Source organism: Actinomadura litoris (assembly GCF_009733595.1).
Lineage (GTDB): Bacteria > Actinomycetota > Actinomycetes > Streptosporangiales > Streptosporangiaceae > Spirillospora > Spirillospora litoris.
Map to the genome: position 1 here is coordinate 19,552 of NZ_WOFH01000007.1, position 15,872 is coordinate 35,423.

22 protein-coding genes and 1 tRNA gene are annotated in these 15,872 nt (G+C 70.5%); 14 read left to right on the forward strand and 9 right to left on the reverse strand.

Features of this window, described 5'->3' with window-relative positions:
• The first annotated feature begins 108 nt into the window (after window positions 1-108).
• A tRNA-Pro gene (locus GNZ18_RS20570) sits at window positions 109-182 on the forward strand.
• A gap of 93 nt (window positions 183-275) precedes the next feature.
• Here the strand turns inward: GNZ18_RS20570 and GNZ18_RS20575 are convergent.
• Both GNZ18_RS20575 and GNZ18_RS20580 read right to left on the reverse strand, forming a co-directional pair.
• The gene (locus GNZ18_RS20575; RefSeq protein WP_216651380.1) at window positions 276-1,463 is read right to left on the reverse strand and encodes a tyrosine-type recombinase/integrase; all 1,188 of its coding nucleotides are present in this window, start codon (window positions 1,461-1,463) and stop codon (window positions 276-278) included.
• A complete protein-coding gene (locus GNZ18_RS20580) occupies window positions 1,464-2,159 on the reverse strand; it encodes a hypothetical protein (RefSeq protein WP_156218172.1) in 696 nt (231 codons plus the stop codon).
• A gap of 111 nt (window positions 2,160-2,270) precedes the next feature.
• On the opposite strand from GNZ18_RS20580, the gene GNZ18_RS44040 reads away from it, so the two are divergent.
• The 11 genes from GNZ18_RS44040 (at window position 2,271) to GNZ18_RS20635 (ending at window position 10,173) form a co-directional block, all read left to right on the forward strand.
• Window positions 2,271-2,543, forward strand: coding sequence for a helix-turn-helix domain-containing protein (locus GNZ18_RS44040; RefSeq protein WP_376766276.1), 273 nt, complete (start codon window positions 2,271-2,273; stop codon window positions 2,541-2,543).
• Window positions 2,540-2,914, forward strand: coding sequence for a hypothetical protein (locus GNZ18_RS41295; protein ID WP_216651381.1), 375 nt, complete (start codon window positions 2,540-2,542; stop codon window positions 2,912-2,914). Before GNZ18_RS44040 ends, GNZ18_RS41295 begins: the two co-directional genes overlap by 4 nt.
• Complete coding sequence (locus tag GNZ18_RS20595; protein WP_156218174.1) at window positions 2,856-3,155, forward strand: hypothetical protein; 300 nt, start codon at window positions 2,856-2,858, stop codon at window positions 3,153-3,155. The genes GNZ18_RS41295 and GNZ18_RS20595 overlap by 59 nt, the downstream gene beginning before the upstream one ends.
• Window positions 3,152-4,831 carry an AAA family ATPase gene (locus GNZ18_RS20600; protein ID WP_156218175.1) on the forward strand — a complete coding sequence of 560 codons (1,680 nt, stop codon included), beginning with the start codon at window positions 3,152-3,154 and terminating at the stop codon, window positions 4,829-4,831. The genes GNZ18_RS20595 and GNZ18_RS20600 overlap by 4 nt, the downstream gene beginning before the upstream one ends.
• Window positions 4,831-5,376: a helix-turn-helix domain-containing protein gene (locus GNZ18_RS20605; protein ID WP_173390839.1), complete on the forward strand. Its 546-nt coding sequence runs from the start codon at window positions 4,831-4,833 to the stop codon at window positions 5,374-5,376. Before GNZ18_RS20600 ends, GNZ18_RS20605 begins: the two co-directional genes overlap by 1 nt.
• Complete coding sequence (locus GNZ18_RS20610; RefSeq protein ID WP_156218177.1) at window positions 5,369-5,611, forward strand: hypothetical protein; 243 nt, start codon at window positions 5,369-5,371, stop codon at window positions 5,609-5,611. Before GNZ18_RS20605 ends, GNZ18_RS20610 begins: the two co-directional genes overlap by 8 nt.
• Window positions 5,612-5,677: 66 nt before the next feature.
• A complete protein-coding gene (locus GNZ18_RS20615; protein WP_156218178.1) occupies window positions 5,678-6,130 on the forward strand; it encodes a hypothetical protein in 453 nt (150 codons plus the stop codon).
• Window positions 6,084-6,803, forward strand: a complete 720-nt coding sequence (locus tag GNZ18_RS20620) for a hypothetical protein (RefSeq protein ID WP_156218179.1) — start codon at window positions 6,084-6,086, stop codon at window positions 6,801-6,803. Before GNZ18_RS20615 ends, GNZ18_RS20620 begins: the two co-directional genes overlap by 47 nt.
• An 83-nt stretch (window positions 6,804-6,886) precedes the next feature.
• The gene (locus GNZ18_RS20625; RefSeq protein WP_156218180.1) at window positions 6,887-7,189 is read left to right on the forward strand and encodes a hypothetical protein; all 303 of its coding nucleotides are present in this window, start codon (window positions 6,887-6,889) and stop codon (window positions 7,187-7,189) included.
• Window positions 7,179-9,488, forward strand: a complete 2,310-nt coding sequence (locus GNZ18_RS20630) for a hypothetical protein (RefSeq protein WP_156218181.1) — start codon at window positions 7,179-7,181, stop codon at window positions 9,486-9,488. Before GNZ18_RS20625 ends, GNZ18_RS20630 begins: the two co-directional genes overlap by 11 nt.
• A 214-nt stretch (window positions 9,489-9,702) precedes the next feature.
• A complete protein-coding gene (locus tag GNZ18_RS20635; RefSeq protein ID WP_156218182.1) occupies window positions 9,703-10,173 on the forward strand; it encodes a hypothetical protein in 471 nt (156 codons plus the stop codon).
• Window positions 10,174-10,286: 113 nt separating this feature from the next.
• On the opposite strand, the gene GNZ18_RS20640 is transcribed toward GNZ18_RS20635, so the two are convergent.
• On the reverse strand, window positions 10,287-10,481 hold the full coding sequence (locus GNZ18_RS20640) for a hypothetical protein (RefSeq protein WP_156218183.1): 195 nt from the start codon (window positions 10,479-10,481) through the stop codon (window positions 10,287-10,289).
• Between the two features lie 613 nt (window positions 10,482-11,094).
• Here GNZ18_RS20640 and GNZ18_RS20645 point away from each other — a divergent pair.
• Window positions 11,095-12,186 carry an NsdA family TPR-like regulatory protein gene (locus GNZ18_RS20645; protein ID WP_156218184.1) on the forward strand — a complete coding sequence of 364 codons (1,092 nt, stop codon included), beginning with the start codon at window positions 11,095-11,097 and terminating at the stop codon, window positions 12,184-12,186.
• Between the two features lie 119 nt (window positions 12,187-12,305).
• On the opposite strand, the gene GNZ18_RS20650 is transcribed toward GNZ18_RS20645, so the two are convergent.
• Both GNZ18_RS20650 and GNZ18_RS20655 read right to left on the reverse strand, forming a co-directional pair.
• Window positions 12,306-12,578, reverse strand: coding sequence for a hypothetical protein (locus GNZ18_RS20650; protein WP_156218185.1), 273 nt, complete (start codon window positions 12,576-12,578; stop codon window positions 12,306-12,308).
• Between the two features lie 101 nt (window positions 12,579-12,679).
• Window positions 12,680-13,018 carry a DUF6011 domain-containing protein gene (locus tag GNZ18_RS20655; RefSeq protein ID WP_156218186.1) on the reverse strand — a complete coding sequence of 113 codons (339 nt, stop codon included), beginning with the start codon at window positions 13,016-13,018 and terminating at the stop codon, window positions 12,680-12,682.
• A 125-nt stretch (window positions 13,019-13,143) separates the two neighbouring features.
• On the opposite strand from GNZ18_RS20655, the gene GNZ18_RS20660 reads away from it, so the two are divergent.
• Complete coding sequence (locus tag GNZ18_RS20660; protein WP_156218187.1) at window positions 13,144-13,392, forward strand: hypothetical protein; 249 nt, start codon at window positions 13,144-13,146, stop codon at window positions 13,390-13,392.
• A gap of 59 nt (window positions 13,393-13,451) precedes the next feature.
• Here GNZ18_RS20660 and GNZ18_RS20665 read toward each other — a convergent pair whose 3' ends face one another.
• From GNZ18_RS20665 to GNZ18_RS44050, 4 genes are all read right to left on the reverse strand, one after another.
• Complete coding sequence (locus tag GNZ18_RS20665) at window positions 13,452-14,081, reverse strand: DUF2637 domain-containing protein (RefSeq protein ID WP_173390840.1); 630 nt, start codon at window positions 14,079-14,081, stop codon at window positions 13,452-13,454.
• Window positions 14,078-14,674, reverse strand: a complete 597-nt coding sequence (locus GNZ18_RS20670; protein WP_156218189.1) for a hypothetical protein — start codon at window positions 14,672-14,674, stop codon at window positions 14,078-14,080. Before GNZ18_RS20670 ends, GNZ18_RS20665 begins: the two co-directional genes overlap by 4 nt.
• Before the next feature lie 406 nt (window positions 14,675-15,080).
• Window positions 15,081-15,278, reverse strand: a complete 198-nt coding sequence (locus GNZ18_RS44045; RefSeq protein WP_376766277.1) for a tyrosine-type recombinase/integrase — start codon at window positions 15,276-15,278, stop codon at window positions 15,081-15,083.
• Entirely contained in the window at window positions 15,248-15,607 is a 360-nt protein-coding gene (locus tag GNZ18_RS44050; RefSeq protein WP_376766280.1) for a LacI family DNA-binding transcriptional regulator, read from the reverse strand. The genes GNZ18_RS44045 and GNZ18_RS44050 overlap by 31 nt, the downstream gene beginning before the upstream one ends.
• Window positions 15,608-15,872: the final 265 nt, after the last annotated feature.

A 15,872-nucleotide genomic window follows, 5' to 3' on the forward strand; every position in this document is an offset into this window, starting at 1 on the left:
GTGGTACACCCGGCAAGGAAGGCGCCCCCGCCCCTGGGACCCGTTGTAACCCGGTACGCACACACCCTCGGACTGCGCTAGAGTAATCACGCCTGCTCCGCCAGGCACCGGGACGTAGCGCAGTTTGGCAGCGCACTTGACTGGGGGTCAAGGGGTCGTGGGTTCAAATCCCGCCGTCCCGACAGAGTCGACGCAGGTCAGGGTCCAGTTTCACACTCGTGAGGCGGGGCCCTGAAGATCGTCTAGGGCCGTTCGTCTCACAATTTCTCACATGCCTAACTGATCTTGTGGAGCATCGCGAGCGCCTCACCACCGGCCGCGAGATCCTCGGGGTTGGCGTGCACATAGGTGTTCTGCGTGAACGCCGAGTCGAAGTGACCGGCCCACTTGCTGATGACGGAGATCGGCACTCCGGCCTTCTCCATCAGGCTCAGGGTGGTGTGCCGTGAGTCGTGCAGGGTGATCCGGCGCAGGCCCGCCCGCTTCAGCACACGCCCGAACTCGTCCGAGTACCACTCCGGGTGAACCGGGATGCCCAGCTCGTCCGTGACGAGGTACTGCCCGCCCTCGTACCACTCCAGCTCGGCGAGGCCGTCCTGATATGCCGCCCCGGCCTTCTCGGCCTCGGCGCTCTGGAGCTTGTACAGCCGCTCCAGGGCCGCCGCGAGCTCGTCGTCGATCGGCAGCTCGCGCTCGCCGTTGCGGGACTTCGGCGGTTCGATGATGACCTCGGAGTCGCACATCACGCGCGTCTGGACGACCTTCAGCTTCCGGGCCTTGAGCCTGACGTCCTCGCGGCGCAGGCCGAGAACCTCCCCCCGGCGCAGGCCGTACAGCGAGAGCCGCCACGCGACCTCAAGGCGCGTCTTGTCGATCGCCTTGAGGAACGTGTGCACCTCGCCCTTCGTCCACGTCTTCCGCTCCGGCTGCTGGTAGCTGACGTTCTTCACCAGGGCAGCGACGTTCCGCGCGAGCCTCCCCTCCTGCACGCCGAGTTCGAACGCCGCCCGAAGGCGCCCGAGAGTGAGGTTCACCGACCGGCCGGATAGCCCGGTCCCTGGCTTCCCGCCCCGCTTGCGCCCGGACGACTGCATGTACTTCACGAGGGCAACGATGTGAGCCACGGTCACGCCCTGGGCGGGCATGTCGCCGAGCCGCTCGCGCACGCACCGGAAGGAGTGCTGATAGTTCGTCTTGGTGTTGCGTCGCGCCTCCAGAGTCGCCACCGCGAGATAGCTGTCGATGATCTCGTTCACGGTGACCTTGGACGGCGCGACGAAGGTGCCCTGCGCACGCTGGTTGCGGATACGGTCGCGCTCGTTCTTCGCCTCCGTCCTCTTGTCGAAGGTGTAGGTCTTCTGGCGGCGCCTGCCCGTCTTCGGGTCCGGGCCGATGTCGATCACGAAGCGATACCGCTTCTTGCCGTTCTTCAGCACGACGGTCTTGATCGTGTCGTCTGCCACCTAATCCTGTCCTTCCTGGGGGGACGTCCCCTTGCCACGCTGGCCGGGCGGCAGGATGCCGCGCCGGCGGGCCTCCCTCACCCACAGATGCACCGTGGACGGGGAGACTTCATCGACCTGTGCTCGCGCCAGGGCCTCGGCGGGCTTGGGCCCCTGCGAGGCGAGCCACAGGTACCGTTCGGCGACCTGCTCATAGAAGCTGTCCGGCCGCTTCCCGGGCGGCGGGACGCGCAGCTTCAGGGAGGGGCCGCGCTGCCTGCGCTGCCCGTCCGGGAACTGCGTCCACTCGGCGCCCGTGCCATCCAACGGCCTGGGCGGGCCGGCGAAGTTGACGAACGGGAACTCGTCCTCGCCCGGCGGGTCCGTCCGCTGGAACACGCGGAGGTTCGCCGCGGCCTCCAGTTGGGCAAACGGCAAATCGCGGACCAGGGCGGCGAGGAATGTTCCGCCCGCGGCCCCCACCCGAACGATCAGCTCGTGGACGACCAGGGGCGCTCTGATCGAGGGCCCGAACGCCGCGAACTCCCCATTGGAGTGCCGTCCGAAGCGCAGCAGCACCGGCGCGTGAGATCCGGCCTCGCGGGTCGTCTCGGAGAAGTAGGCGGCCCATCCCGCTTTCGCCCAGGTCGAGCCGCTGGGAGGGAAGCGCAGAGCCTCGTGTCGGCCGAGCCACGTCACGTCGGTACTTGAGTCCACGCGTCAGATGCTACGGCTCATGTTGCATCTGTGTCGACTTTTGCGAACTCGGGTATGTCGAGTCCGCTGGCTCGGTTGTGGAGTGACCGTTTCCTGCCCTACGCTCGACTCATGACGATCACCGAGCTTGCAGACTCGACAGTCGCAGCGCCCGGCCGACTAGCGGACAGGGTTCGCGCTGCACGCCTTCCCCCGCCCGATGTGCGGCAGCGCATCCGCCGCGAGGCTGGCATCCCCCTCCGGACCATGGCCGCCTCTCTCGGCGTCACCGCCGGAGCCGTCCAGCGATGGGAGCAAGGGCGGGTGACGCCCCGGCACGAGCACGCCATCGCCTACAGGCGCCTGCTGGACGAGCTGGAGCAGGCCATCCGGGAGACGCCGTGAGCGACGAAGCGATCCGCGCGGCAGGTGCGCCCGTTGGCACTGGCCCGACCGCTGACGACATCCGGAAATGGCCCGCCACGGTCGATGTCGCGACCGCCTCGCGCGCGATCGGCATCAGCCGCTCGTACGGCTACGAACTGGCGAAGCGCGGCGAGTTCCCCGTCGAGTCCCTCACGGTCGGCAGCGTGACCCGCGTGCTGACCACGGACCTGATGCGCAAACTCGGCATCCCCCTACACGCCCCCGAAACGAGCGAGGCCGCCCCCGGCGGGGCGGCCAGCGCACACGACGTCCCGGACAAGGACAACGACGATGGCTCGCAGGCTACCCCCCAATGGCCCCGGCTGCACTCCATCCCCCCGGCCGGATGACGCGATCCACCGCTACGGCGCGACAATCGAACCCGCGCGGGACGCCGTCGCTGAGCGGATCCGCCGCGGCGCCGAGGTCAGCGGCGAACACGACCCGGAGTCCGGCGCGGCCGAGGCCCTGGAGTTCCTGCGCGCGATGCTTCACATCGAGATCGATCGCCAGATCGACGAGGAGGCCCTCCGCTGGCCGAGCGCCCGCCGCCTGATCTACCGGCCTGGCCGCTACCGGAGGCACGCGTGAACAATCCGGGCATCGACCCCCGCGAGCCGCCGCACGACATCGGCGCAGAGCAATGCGTCCTCGGGGCCGCGATGCTCTCGCCGACCGCGATCGAAGCCGCCGAACAACTTACCGCCCGAGCGTTCTACCGCCCGGCACACCAGGACATCTGGACCGCGCTGATCGAGTTGCACGGGCGCGGGGCCCCGACTGGGCCCGTGGCCGTGCTCGACATGCTCGGAGGGGCCGGTGCAGTGCGCGGGGTAGACGGTCCGTATCTGCACACACTCATCGAGCGTGCGCCTGGCCCCCGCGAGGTCGCGCACTACGTCGGCATCGTGCAGCGAACGAGCACCCTGCGCGCGTTGCAGGCCGTCAGCGACCGGGTCCGCCAAGGCATCGAGTCCGGCCACGACCCCGGCGACATCCTGGAGCGCCTTGCCGTCGACCTCAGCGGCATCACCCCACCGGCCGCCGCCGACGTCGGTCCGGGCTTCGTCCTCCTGGACGAGTTCCTCACCGTCGAGGACGAACCCGTCCGGTACCGCGTCGATCGCCTCTGGCCCATCGGCGGACGCGTCGTCGCCGCCGCGCAGTACAAGAGCGGCAAGACCACCCTGCGCGACAACCTCGTCCGCGCCCTGGTCGACAAGGAGGACTTCCTCGGCGCCTTCGCCGTCGAACCCCCGGCCGGTCGCGTCGCCGTCATCGACAACGAACTCGACGAGCGCACCCTCCGCCGCTGGCTTCGCGAGCAGAGAATCGCCAACCCGAACCGCGTCGCCGTTCTCCCGCTGCGGGGGAAGGTCGGCACGTTCGACCTCCTTGATCGCGAAGTGCGATCCCGCTGGGCACAGCACCTCCGCACCGTGGAGGCAAACGTGGTCGTGTTCGACTGCCTCCGCCCCGTCCTGGACGCCCTCGGCCTGGACGAACACAAGGAAGCAGGCCGGTTCCTCGTCGCGTTCGACGCCCTCCTCGACGAGGCGAACGTCTCGGAAGCCCTGCTTATCCACCACATGGGCCACCAGGGCGAACGCTCACGCGGCGACAGCCGCCTCCTGGACTGGCCCGACGTGACGTGGCGGCTCGTCCGGCAGAACGAGGATCCGGCGTCCGCCCGGTACTTCACGGCGTTCGGGCGGGACGTCGACCAGCCGGAGGGTCTGCTCGTCTACGACCAGCACGCCCGACGCCTCTCCCTCACGGAGGGATCACGGCAGGACGCCGCCGCCGAGGGCCTCGTCCAGCTCGTGGTCGACGCCGTCACGGCCAGTCCCAAGCTCAGCAGGAACGCGCTGTGCAAGGAGATCACGGGCGACGATCACAAGATCCTCGCGGCCCGAGACAAAGCCGTCCAGCGAGACCTCATCCACATCCACACCGGGCCCAACCGAGCGCAGCTCCACTACCCGGGAAAGGCCGGTGCGGTGGGGTGCTGTGAAGTGCGGTGCACCACACCGGAAGGTGGTGCTGTGGGTGCTGTTATAGCCCACAGCACCACACCACCACTTCTGGACAGCACGGACACCACACCGCACCCGGCACCCGCCCCTGCATCCGGCATCCCGGGTGTTTACGGTCCCGGCGAATGGGCGGCGGCAGGCCGCCCTGGTGCTCCCGCCTCCGACTGCCCCGATTGTGGATGGCCGCTCGAATCCAACGCCCACGAAACCAAGTGCGGAGGCACGCCCTGATGACGCATCGCTCAGACGATCGGCCCGCACGCGCGCAAGGCCGCGTGACGGGCGCCGAGCGCGCCCGCGTCGCCGAGCTGCACGCGCTGGGCTGGAGCCGCGGCGCGATCGCGCGTGACCTCGGCCGGTCGCCCGACACGATCCGCCGGATCGCCGATGCGGCCGAGCTGTCGTTCGACCGGTCACGGACGGCCGTCGCGGTCGCGGCGAAGCAGGTCGACAACCGCGCGCGGCGGGCGTCGCTGATCGCGCGCGCGTACGACCAGGCGGGCGCCGTCCTGGATCGGCTGGAGGCGCCGGACGGGTACGACGCGACGGGCACGGCGACGAACGGCGTGACGGTGACGACTCGCGTCGCGGTCCCGCCGGCGCATGACGTGAAGGCGCTCGCGGGCGCGTTCTCGACGCTGACGGCCTCGGCCGCCCGGATGGAGGCGGTCGACAGCGGTACCGACGTCGAGGACGCCAAGTCGATGCTCAGCCAGTTGGGCGATGCCCTGGGCGTGGTCGCGCACGCCATCGACGGAGGCGAGTCCGGTGGTTGACCTGCGTACGTGGCCGCTGGCTGCGCTCACGGCGTCCGTCCGAGGCGCCCAGGACGACGTCGAGCTTCTCGCCGATGACCTGACGAACGCCGAGCGACGCGACGCCCTGGTCGTGCTCGTCCTGGGCGTCGGGCGCGCGATCTGCGCCTATGGGGCGGAGCTGGCTGTCTCCCCGGACGAGCTGGCGGAGATGCTGTGCGATCTCATTGCGGACGCGACGCGAGCGGGCGAGTGAGAAGACGTGAGACGACCAGACGTCACCGCAGGTGAGACGGGGCGTGATCGTGGCATACCTGATGCATTGTCAGATGCCGAACCGGCCGTAATCCAGGCGGGCGGCGTCTTCCTCCCCGCCTCCGTCTGCGAACCGTTGTGGCGCGTCCTGCGCGCCGAGCTGGCCCGTCACCGCGCGGACGGCGGCCGAGTACGCCCCGACGTCGCTGCCGCGCTGGTCGCGCTCCGGGCGGCCGGACTGGCGTACGTGTCCGCGAACGGACTCACCGCGCGGACATCTTCGGACATCGGCGCATCCTCGCCGAGTGATGCCGCGCTGGTTACGACGGGCGGGCTCGCCGGACGCCTCGGGGTGTCCGAGCGCCATGCACGGCGGCTCGCCCGTCAGGCCGGCATCGCACCGGCGGGCCGCGGCTTGTGGCTCGCCGAGGATGCCGCCGCGCTGGTCGCGGCCCGCCGGACGGACGCTCGCCGTGACAGCTTTCCCGCGCTCCCACCTCGCCGCGACGGGGCAGAGTAGACCCCGCCCACTCCCGGAGATCCGCGAGGACCCGTCCATCACGGGCGCACTGGACGCGCAGAACGCCTACCCCGAGCGGGTCAACGCGATCCGCGGGGACGTGATGCTGTCCGACCTGGCGAAGGCCGAGCAGATCGTCGCTGCACACGAGGCGCTGTGCGCCGAGCTGGCGCGGCTGCGTGACGACCTGTACGAGCGGCGCCGGGCACGGCTGAACTGGCTCGCTTCCCGCGTGCCGGTCGGCCCCGAGCCTGACGAGGACGCGTCGGCAGCGGACCGGGCGGTCCTCGCGACGGCGTTCCGGACGGCGCTCGCGCAGGCCCGCAGTGTGGGCCTGGAGGAGCGGTGCCGGATGCTAGCCGACGCGCTGAAGTACGGCGATGACATGCAGATGCGGGGCGTGCTCGCCGCGGCCGAGGACGACGGGCAGCGCTCGGTGCTGGACGAGTGGGCGAAGGCGACGCAGAACGAGGAGTTGGTCGCCGAGCTGCGCGCGCTGCGCGCGGACATCGCGGGCGGCGCGACGGTCGCGGGAGGGTGGGAGCGGCGCGCGTTCTGGCAGCCGCCCGCGCCGGCCGAGGAACGCGCGCTGATCGGCCTCCGGCGGGCGGCGGACGACGCCACCCGCGACCATGCACGCGCGCAGGCTCACGGGATGCACGGCGCGGCATGAGCGCGAGGACCAGGCGCCGCCCCGAGACCGGCATTCAGGCGTTCCGGCGCCTGCTGCCTGGACTGCTCACCCGTGAGCGGAACATGGCCAGCAAGATCACGGCCAACGTGAATTCTGTCGCCGAGCTGGCGCGCACCCTCACGGGCGAAATGGCCAAGCTCGCCGAGATGCGCGCCAGCATGACCGGCCTCGCCGAAGCGCTCACGGCCGAAGGCCCTGACCGGCCGGTCGAAGTCCCCCCGTCCGCACTCGGCATCTCCGACGCCGACCCAGACGGCCTGCTGTACGCCGCCCTGACGAGCGGAGACGCGCGAGCGGTGGCCGAGGCGCTCGGGAAGCTCGCGGGCGCCCGGCTCACACGTGAGGCGCCCGTCCGTGGCCAGTGATCTCCCGGACGTCATTGAGCGCTACGTCGCGGACGTTGACGAGTACGTCCGCAATTTGGAGCGCGCGGCGCGCGAGGCCGACCACTTCGGCGATACGCAGTCGGAGGCGCGCGAGGCCGTCCAGCGGATGGGCCACGCCGCCCAGGAGGCGGCCGAGCGCGCGGCCCGCTCGCAGGCCAAGGCCGCTCGTGAAGCCGAGCGCCTGGCCGAAGGGACAGGCGACGTCGAGCGCGCCGCCCGCGCCGCCGCCAAGGCGCAGCGCGACCTGGAACGCGCGGAGATGGCCCAAGCGAGGGCGGCCCGCGCCTCCGCGCAGCAGGTCGACAACGAGGCCGAGCAGTACCAGGAACTCGCGCGGGAAGCGGCGCGGGCGGCCGCAGCGCAGCGCCTGGCGATGCTGCGCGCATCGGGGCAGGTCAAGGAACACAACGCGCTGCTGCGACGCCTGAGGGAGGAGTACGGCGGCTTCGGCGACGACGCCGAGCACTCCTTCCGCGAGATCGAGAGCAGAGGGAAGAAGGCGTTCGGCAGCATCGCCGATATCGCGACGGCGTCCGGCGGCAAGATCCAGGTCATGCTGGCGCTGCTCCCGCTAGCGGCGTCGCTGGCCGGCGGCGCCATGACGTTGGCGTTTGGCGCCGGACTCTCGGGCATCGCCATCATGGCGGCGTCGAAGTCCAAGGAGGTGCAGGCCGAGTTCTCCGGCCTGAAGAAGCACATCGTCACCACCGTGCAGGAATGGGCTGAGCCGTGGGAGGACACGCTCGTCCATATCGCGGATATTACTGAGAACACTTTCGACCAGTTCAACCTGGCCCCCGTTTTCGCCGAGATGGCACCCGTCGTCGAAGAGTTCTTTCAGTCGGTGGCCGATGGGGCGTTGTACTTCCGTGCGACCCTTGATGCGTTTGGCGGTGCCTTCACGCGGGTTCTGGGTGTCCTCGGCCCGCAGATGGACGAGATCCTCGGGAACATCGCGACCGGCCTGACCGACATCGCGGATGCGGTGGCGGACAATCCGGAGTCGATTGCCGAACTGGCGACGGATCTTTCGACGCTGGTCAAATGGGGCGAGCAGGCGATTGCCATGCTGACCCGCTTCAATTCGGTTGTTCCTGCGACGGGGGTCGTGCACTGGTTCAACCAGATCAAGGACGCTGCGGGCGGGGCGGGCGGCGAGGTCACGGGTTCGATGGCCGACATCGCCCAGGCCGTCGATGCGGTCGAGGGTGCCTACAACGCGGCGGCGGCGTCGACTGGTAAGGCGAACACGGCACAGTCGGCATCGCAGCAGATTATGCGTCTCGCTAGCCAGTCCGCGCAGCGGCTGAAAGCGTCATTGGACGCGCTCGCTGGAAAGGAACTTGGCTACCGCGAGGCCATGGCTAGCTACGGCCAGGCCGTGATGCAGGTGAATCAGAGCCTGCGCGAGAACGGGCGAGCTCATGGCTACATGACGGCGAAGGGCAACGCGAACGAGCAGGCCCTCAGCAACTTGGCCACCACCGCACAAGACGCTGCGGTGAAGATGCGCGACAACGGCAAAAGCGCTCAGGAAGTCGCACGCTACATGGAGGCCGCACGCGCGAAGTTCGTCAAGACGGCGCTCGCCATGGGGTACACGCGCAGCGAAGCTGTCTCGACGGCGAACAAGCTGTACGGCGTTCGGGACGCGGCCAAGAGCATCCCGATGAAGCGAAATATGAGGGTCGATGCGGACACGGAGGCGGCGCGGAGAAAAGTCCGCGAGATGGTCGCATGGATCAACTCTCAGGTCGCGCAGATCGCCGTGCGGACCCTTCAGGGGCGCGCGGCGGGCGGCCCGGTCGGGTACGCGATGGGCGGCCCGGTCGGCTCGATTCCCGGGTTCCCGGGCGGCGGGCCGGTGCGGGGGCCCGGGACGTCCACCTCGGACTCGATCCTCGCCCGGCTCAGCAACGGCGAGTTCGTGATGAACGCCGTCGCGACGCGCGCGTTCGGGCCGGTTCTCGCCCTCATGAACAAGGTCGGGGCCAGCGCCCCCCGGGTCACCTCGTCGCGCGACACGACCCGCACCACCGTGGGCGGGCGCGGGCCGCGCGCAGTCGAGCAGGGGTCGTACAGCATCGCCCCGCCGCCGAAGACGTACGCGCAACTTCCGATCGCGCCGCCCGCCGCAACGATCATCCACGTCACGAACCAGAACTTCCACGTCGCCGGGTCCGTGTGGTCCGAGCGCGAGCTGCTCGACGTCGTCCAGCGAAAGGCCGCCGACCGCAACGCCCGCAACCCGCAGCTCGCCCAGTTCGGGTCGCGCTGATGGCCCTCACGGTCCCGACGAGCACCTGACCATTGATCAGATGCGGCCCCGGCGCACCGTCCTGACCTGTGGTGTTCCGGGGCCCTCTCACGCCTTCTCACCAGCGGGCGAGGTCGCATGTCCGCAGGTGGCCGCACGCACCGTTCGCCCCCCACCACGCCGACCAGGGCCGCAGGATACGGGGACGGATCGCCCCTATCCGCTGGAGGCCCACGTGGTCGCATCGACGCCCCGCCGCCCGTCCGCCGTCCTGGTCGTCGCTCTGGCGGCCGTGGCCGTCCTGGCGCTCTGCCTGGCCGCGGCGCTGGTCCTGCTCGCGCGGGACGACGAGCCGACGCCCACCTCGGCGCCGTCCACGCCCAGCGCCCCTCAGCGGCTCAGCGCGACCGGCATCGTGACGACACTCGCCCGGCATGGTCTGGTCGACGCGGAGTCCTGCAAGGCCGAGGCCGCCGCACCCCCGGCGACCAGCCAGGACCGCTGCGAAGTCGGAGGCGGGAAAGAGCTGATCACGATCGGCTTCCCGGACGGCAGCGGTGTGCGTGAGCGCCTGGCCGGGTGGCTCGGCGGCGGGGCGCTGGTCCGGGGGCCGAACTGGCTGGTGAACGTCCGCGACCTGGACGCCGCGAAGCGCGAGGAGATCCGGGCCGCGCTGAACGGGACGCTCGTCAACCTCCCTGGCTGAGGGGCGCGCCGACCGCGCCGCAGCAGTTGGGGAACAGCGCATCGCGGCCGGCGCGCGTCTGGTTGGAGCGGCGCCGCCTGCCGCAGGGTCGGACCAGCGGCGCCGCCCCGGCTCTAGGGGCTCAGGAACCGCCGTCCCACATCGAGAGGCTCGGCCGCCGGGATGAACAGGCGCCGCACCCTCCCGCGCACGTGGCCGCGCCACCAGCCGAGGTCGGACTCGGCGTAGAAGACGCCGATGACCTTGCCGGTCTGCTCGGCGATGACGAACACGCCGTCCTTCCCCTCCACGTCGTAGCTGGCGCTCATGTCAGCCCATCCCCTCTCGTCGTGACGCGGCGGCGCGCCTGATGCGGGGGAAGGAGCCGCGCCGCCGCGTCGTCGGGGGCCGCCCGCCCGGTGCTGACGGACACCGGGCGGGCGGCGGGCACGGACCAGCGGGGGCGGCGGGTCCATGCCGGTGAGGCGATCTCGACGGCGCCCCCCATTCGCCGGAGATCGAACCGCACGCGGGGTGGGTGCGGGCCGCGCCAACGATCCCCGCACCCACGTTCATCGGGGCGCTCATCGCCACCCCTTCGCGACCTCATCCATCAGCGCGTCAGGGTTGGCCGCCTCGACCAGGCCGGGCTCGGGCCGGGGCACATACGCCCACCACCTGCGGGTGTGGTGCCCGAACCAGGCGTGTGTGCCGGGGAAACAGCTCTCCACCCTCTGGATCTCAGTGCGGTGGAGCGGTGTCGCGTCGAGCTGCGCGGTTCGGTCGAATGGTCCCCTCATGGCCGTCCCCCTGCTGCGATGCACGGTGGTGTTCCGGTGACGTTCAGTGAACCCGTGACGCGCCCCGCCATGACAGGGGAGGATGGGGAAGGGCCAGGAAGGGTAGGGGCCTTTCCCCCTGAAGCAGTCGAGGTGCATCGCAGTGACCCCCGACAAGAAGGCCATCGGCGCACGCCTGCGCAAGGCGCGCGAGGACTCGCCGTACTGGTCGCGTCCCGACCTGGCGCGGCTGCTACGCGGCGCAGCAGAACCTCGCGACCGCGACCGCATGCCCCACGTCCCGAGCCTCACGGAAATGATCAAGCAATGGGAGACGGGCAAATACGTCCCGAACCGTCGCTATCGGGCGCTGTACGTGCGCGTGACTGGCCGCGCCGATGAGGACCTGTTCGGCTCGCCGCGGCCCGAGCTACACCTGTGGCGCCCGGACGGGCTGGACGGCACGGTCACGCCCGAGGATGAGGACCGTCTCACGCAGGTGTCCCTGCGTCCCGCCCGACTCGACGTGGCCACGCTGGACGCACTCGCCGCCGTCCTCGCCGGGCAGCGCCGCCTGGAGGACGCGATGGGGCCCGCCGTCCTGCTCGATCCCGTCGCTGGGCAACTCGACGCCATCACGCACATGTTGCGGGATGCGCACGGCCCCCTGCGCGACCAGCTCGGCCGCATCGTCGCCGAGTGGACCGCATTCACCGGGTGGCTCCATGCGGCACTGCGCCTGGACGCCCGCGCCATCGCACTCTTCCACCGCGCCGTCGACCTCGCCGACGAGTTCGACCACGGCACCGTCGCTGCGCTCGGGACGTCCTTCACCGGATACGTCGCGCGGCAGCAGAACCGACCTCGCGCCGTGGTCCGCGCCTCGGCGGCGGCTCTCGCAACGCCCGGCGCGCACCCGGCGCAACGGCTCTTCGACCGCCTCCAGTCAGCCCGTGCGCATGCCATGCTCGGCGACGACGAGCGGGCGCGGCGAATCCTGCTCGACGTAGCCGACCATGCCGACGAGGTGGCCGATCCGCCGCCGCCGATCTACTGGTACTCGCCGCCGTTCTTCCGCCTGGTCGTCGGCATCACCTTCTCGTCGCTGGGCGACCACGAGGACGCCGCCGCGCTCGTCGCCGAGGGGAAGGCCGGCCTGCCGGTCGACCAGCAGGGAGCCGAATGGGTGAACGAGTTCGACGAGATCCTCGCGCGGGACCGGTGCGAGGACGCGCCGTCCGGCGTGGAGGGATAGCGCCGACCCTCGGCGAGAGACAGGTTCTGCCGCTACCCTGAACCCGCGATGCACCGGGCCCCGCTCCTCCTCTGGAGGGCGGGGCCCAGTCTCATCTAGAGGCCCTGGCGAGGCGCTGCCTACGTTCCGCTCAGCCCGTTCTGCGCGTCGAGGATGGCCAGCATGCGCTCATAGGCGCGCGTTGAGTTCGCCATCGCCTGCCCGACGTTCACGCGCCCCTCGATAGCGTCGGCGAGCGCCGCCAGGGAGGAGGCGACGTCGTCCAGCGCGTCGGCCGTCTCGCGGTCGGCAGCGGCACGGTAGCCGCGGGCTTCCTCGGCGTACTGGTTGGCCGTGGCGCGCATCTCGGCGAGGCCCTCGGCCAGCGTGGCGGCGTCGATAGTGTGGGTCATGGGTTGGACCTCCCTGTCCGATCAAGGGCCCGGCCAGCGGGGCAATCGCTGTGTCCGGGCCCGCCCTGTTTGGCGGGGGGCGCGGGTCGGTACGGGGAGCGTCAGGCGGCGAGCAGGACGGCCGCGCGGTGGTAGCAGGCGCGGCCCGCCTCGTAGGCGGGGCAGGCGCAGGTGTCGACGGTGGTCTCGTAGAACTCGCTGCCGTCGCTGGAGACGACGACGAACAGGCCGGGCTTCAGCGGGACGATCGCGCCGTCCTCGATCAGCTCGCGGGCGCTGGCGACCTGGTGGGCCTTGAACCCGGCGGCCTTGACCGCGTCCTCGCGCTGCTTCTGCTTCCAGCACTGGTCGCCGTAGCCGCGTGCGACGGAGCGGGCGGAGGTGAGCAGGGAGCGGCAGCGGCGGCAGTTGGTGGTCTTGGGGGTCGCCGTGGTGGCCATGTGCTGTCTCCTTCGTTCGCCCGCCCTAACTGGGTAGCTACATAGTAAGTAGGAACCGGGTAGCTACACAAGAGGTATGCGAAGATTCCGCGTAGCTACACAAGCGAGCGGAGGAGACCAGGGCCATGAGCGACGACGAGAAGGCGCCGGCGAAGACACCGACCAGACCCATCCGAGTGCCCATCCCCATGTGGGACGCCTACGGACGCGTCTGCTCCCGGCTCGGCACCGACCGAACCGCCGACCTCCTGAACCGCATGCGCGAGCAGATCAAGACGCACGGAGACGAGCAGGACCTGGCCGACCTCGCCGCGGCCGAACAGGAGCTTGCCGAACGGCGCTCGCGGAAGGGCGGCCGACCTCCGCGCTCGTAGCCGCTTCGGCAACGCGAAGGGCCGCCACCGGCATCCGGTGGCGGCCCTCCTGCGTCCGGCTACGCGCCCGCTGCGAGCGCCTCACGGACGCGCACGGCGCGCGGGTAACCGATACGCAGCTCCCGGCGCAGCGCCCGCACCGACGGCATGGCCCCGGTCGCGAGCGTCTCCCCGAACCGGTCGCGGGCGGTCGCAACCAGCGGGTCAGGCGCGGGCGCTTCCGTCTCGGATTCCGTCACGCTCTCGTCCTCCTGGACGCTCTGCTCGTCCATGCTCGCGACCGCAGGGGCCGCTGGTGAAGGCGCGGGCGCGGGGTCGACATGCCCCCGCCGGATCATGCCCATCAGCAGCTCGACGGCGACCACGAGCGTGATCGCTGGCCATGCCGCGATGACCGACCCGACCGGCCCGTGGGCGACACCGTGAAGCACGTTCACGGCGACCGTCGCACCGATCCCCAGGACGAGCGCGAACCGCGCCAGGGCGGGCGCCTGGACGCGACGGCGAGCCGCGTCGAGCATCACCATGGACGCGACGTACACGAGCCCATCGACGGTGAGCGGGACCAGGCGGCCGGTCGCGCCCGGCTCCCCGTGCGCGGTCGCCACGTCCAGCGCATGACGGTAGGAGATGTACGCGGCGATGGCACCGATGCCGACGACCACGGCCGCAGTGCTCGCCCGGATCATCGGGCGCACCCGGCGGCATGCGCGCGGGCGATCAGGCCGACGACCACGGCGACGACTTCGGGTTCCCACCCGGCGAGCCATTCGATGATCCTGCGGTCCCAGGCGCCGAGCTCGACGCCGCCGGCCTCGCACGCGGCGAGGAGCTGGTCGCGGTTGGATTGGCCGAACGTGCCCGGCCAGTCGATCCCCTGGGCGTAGACCTCGCGGACGGTCGCGGCGGCCTGGCACACGGTCTCAAACGGGCCGACGTCGACTCCTGCGCGCCCGGACGAGTCCTCGCGAGGGGCCAGGCGCGCGTGCGCGGTGGCGAGCAGCTCGCCGAGCGCGCGTGCCGCGTCGGGCTCCAGGTCGAGCCCGGCCGCCGTGGGCCCCGGGGCGGTGCCATCGCCCTCCAGCTCCGTCCACCGCAGCGTCACAACGGGCCCCGCGTCCCGGCCGCCGCTCGTGGACTCGATGAACAGCAGCGCCACGGCGAGCGGGCCGCCCGGGATGGGGACCGTCCCGACGTCGGGACGGTGGATCAGGTGGTTCGGCTTCTCGGTGTGGGTGCCGTCGCACCACGAGATGGCGCAGGGCGTCGTAGGGTCGTTCACGATCCGGGCTCCTCCGGGTCAAGGCCCCGGCCGGTGCTTCCATCACCGCGTCCGGGGCCGCCCCGCCTCACATCCGTCTCACACACGTCTCACGGACTGGAAAGACGGGAGTGGACCAGGGCGTCTGAACTGGACTTTTCCCGGACCCTGACCCGCGCCACGGCCTGTATGGACGGGGATGGACTCTTTGTACCCCTCTGGGGGTCAAGGGGTCGTGGGTTCAAATCCCGCCGTCCCGACACAGGTCAGGGCCTATTCAGGGCCCTGATGCGAAGGGTAGAACTACCACTCCGCGGGAAACTCGTGGGATGATCTTGAAATCATCTCTCTGCCTCGGCGCGCAGCAGCGCGTCGAGGACGTTCACGGGTGAGCGAGGGCACATACGCAGCCGAGTGCCTAGGGCTTTCATGCCACTGGTCGTTCAGCTCCTCTAAGCCTGTCTCTGATCTTTCGGGTGACATGGGTGTATCGGCTCCGCATCGAGCCGTCCTCATGCCCCATACGTTGGTCGATCGACTTCTGTTGAACACCGGCCTCTTCAAGCATGTGGGAATGGCGCAGGCCGTGCGGCGTCAAGCCCGCAGCGATCGGCGTCCAGCACATCTCGGCGGGCCACTGGGAGTTACGTCCTCTGACAGGGAGCCTGGCCACGGCTCTCCGAGAAGCGGTACCGGCCGGGCAGGCTGCGGCGCCTTTCCTTGGGGTACCAGCCCGACGCCGCAGGGTGGAACACCCACGTCGCGAACCCTGATCGGCGCCAGTGCGGCGCGCCCCGACCTGGTGGCCGGCGCCGCCGTCGAAGGCGCGTACCCCATCGCCAGGATCGCCTCCTCCACACGCTCTCGCGCCCCCGTGGCCACACGGTCGGGATGGCGGAGGACATGAGAGACCGTTCCGACGCTCACCTTCGCACGCTTGGCCACATCCGCCATGGTCACGGCCCCGTCCCATCCAACCGCGAGCTTCAGCCCACCGCGTCACACTGATCAGCACAGGCCCTGGCTACCAGGGCGGCCACCTCATCTTCTCTGAACCAAGAGACGTCAGGGTCGCTGGCAGGCTCTGAAACGGTCAGGGCAGAGGTGTAGTGGTTCTCGGTGTCAAGCTCTCGAAGGAGCGGCCCGACGAGGCGGTGGGTGATGGCGCCGGATGCTTGGTTGAGTTCGGCCCAGGCGAGGGCTGTGCTGGAGCTGTAGG

Excerpts from the sequence above, each read along its gene's own strand:
- GNZ18_RS44040 (WP_376766276.1), top strand. The coding sequence starts at position 2,271 with ATGACGATCACCGAGCTTGCAGACTCGACAGTCGCAGCGCCCGGCCGA.
- GNZ18_RS20595 (WP_156218174.1), top strand. The coding sequence starts at position 2,856 with ATGGCTCGCAGGCTACCCCCCAATGGCCCCGGCTGCACTCCATCCCCC.
- GNZ18_RS20605 (WP_173390839.1), top strand. The coding sequence starts at position 4,831 with ATGACGCATCGCTCAGACGATCGGCCCGCACGCGCGCAAGGCCGCGTG.
- GNZ18_RS20625 (WP_156218180.1), top strand. The coding sequence starts at position 6,887 with ATGGCCAGCAAGATCACGGCCAACGTGAATTCTGTCGCCGAGCTGGCG.
- GNZ18_RS20640 (WP_156218183.1), bottom strand. The coding sequence starts at position 10,481 with ATGAGCGCCAGCTACGACGTGGAGGGGAAGGACGGCGTGTTCGTCATC.
- GNZ18_RS20650 (WP_156218185.1), bottom strand. The coding sequence starts at position 12,578 with ATGACCCACACTATCGACGCCGCCACGCTGGCCGAGGGCCTCGCCGAG.
- GNZ18_RS20655 (WP_156218186.1), bottom strand. The coding sequence starts at position 13,018 with ATGGCCACCACGGCGACCCCCAAGACCACCAACTGCCGCCGCTGCCGC.
- GNZ18_RS20660 (WP_156218187.1), top strand. The coding sequence starts at position 13,144 with ATGAGCGACGACGAGAAGGCGCCGGCGAAGACACCGACCAGACCCATC.
- GNZ18_RS20665 (WP_173390840.1), bottom strand. The coding sequence starts at position 14,081 with ATGATCCGGGCGAGCACTGCGGCCGTGGTCGTCGGCATCGGTGCCATC.
- GNZ18_RS44045 (WP_376766277.1), bottom strand. The coding sequence starts at position 15,278 with ATGTGCTGGACGCCGATCGCTGCGGGCTTGACGCCGCACGGCCTGCGC.
- GNZ18_RS44050 (WP_376766280.1), bottom strand. The coding sequence starts at position 15,607 with ATGGCGGATGTGGCCAAGCGTGCGAAGGTGAGCGTCGGAACGGTCTCT.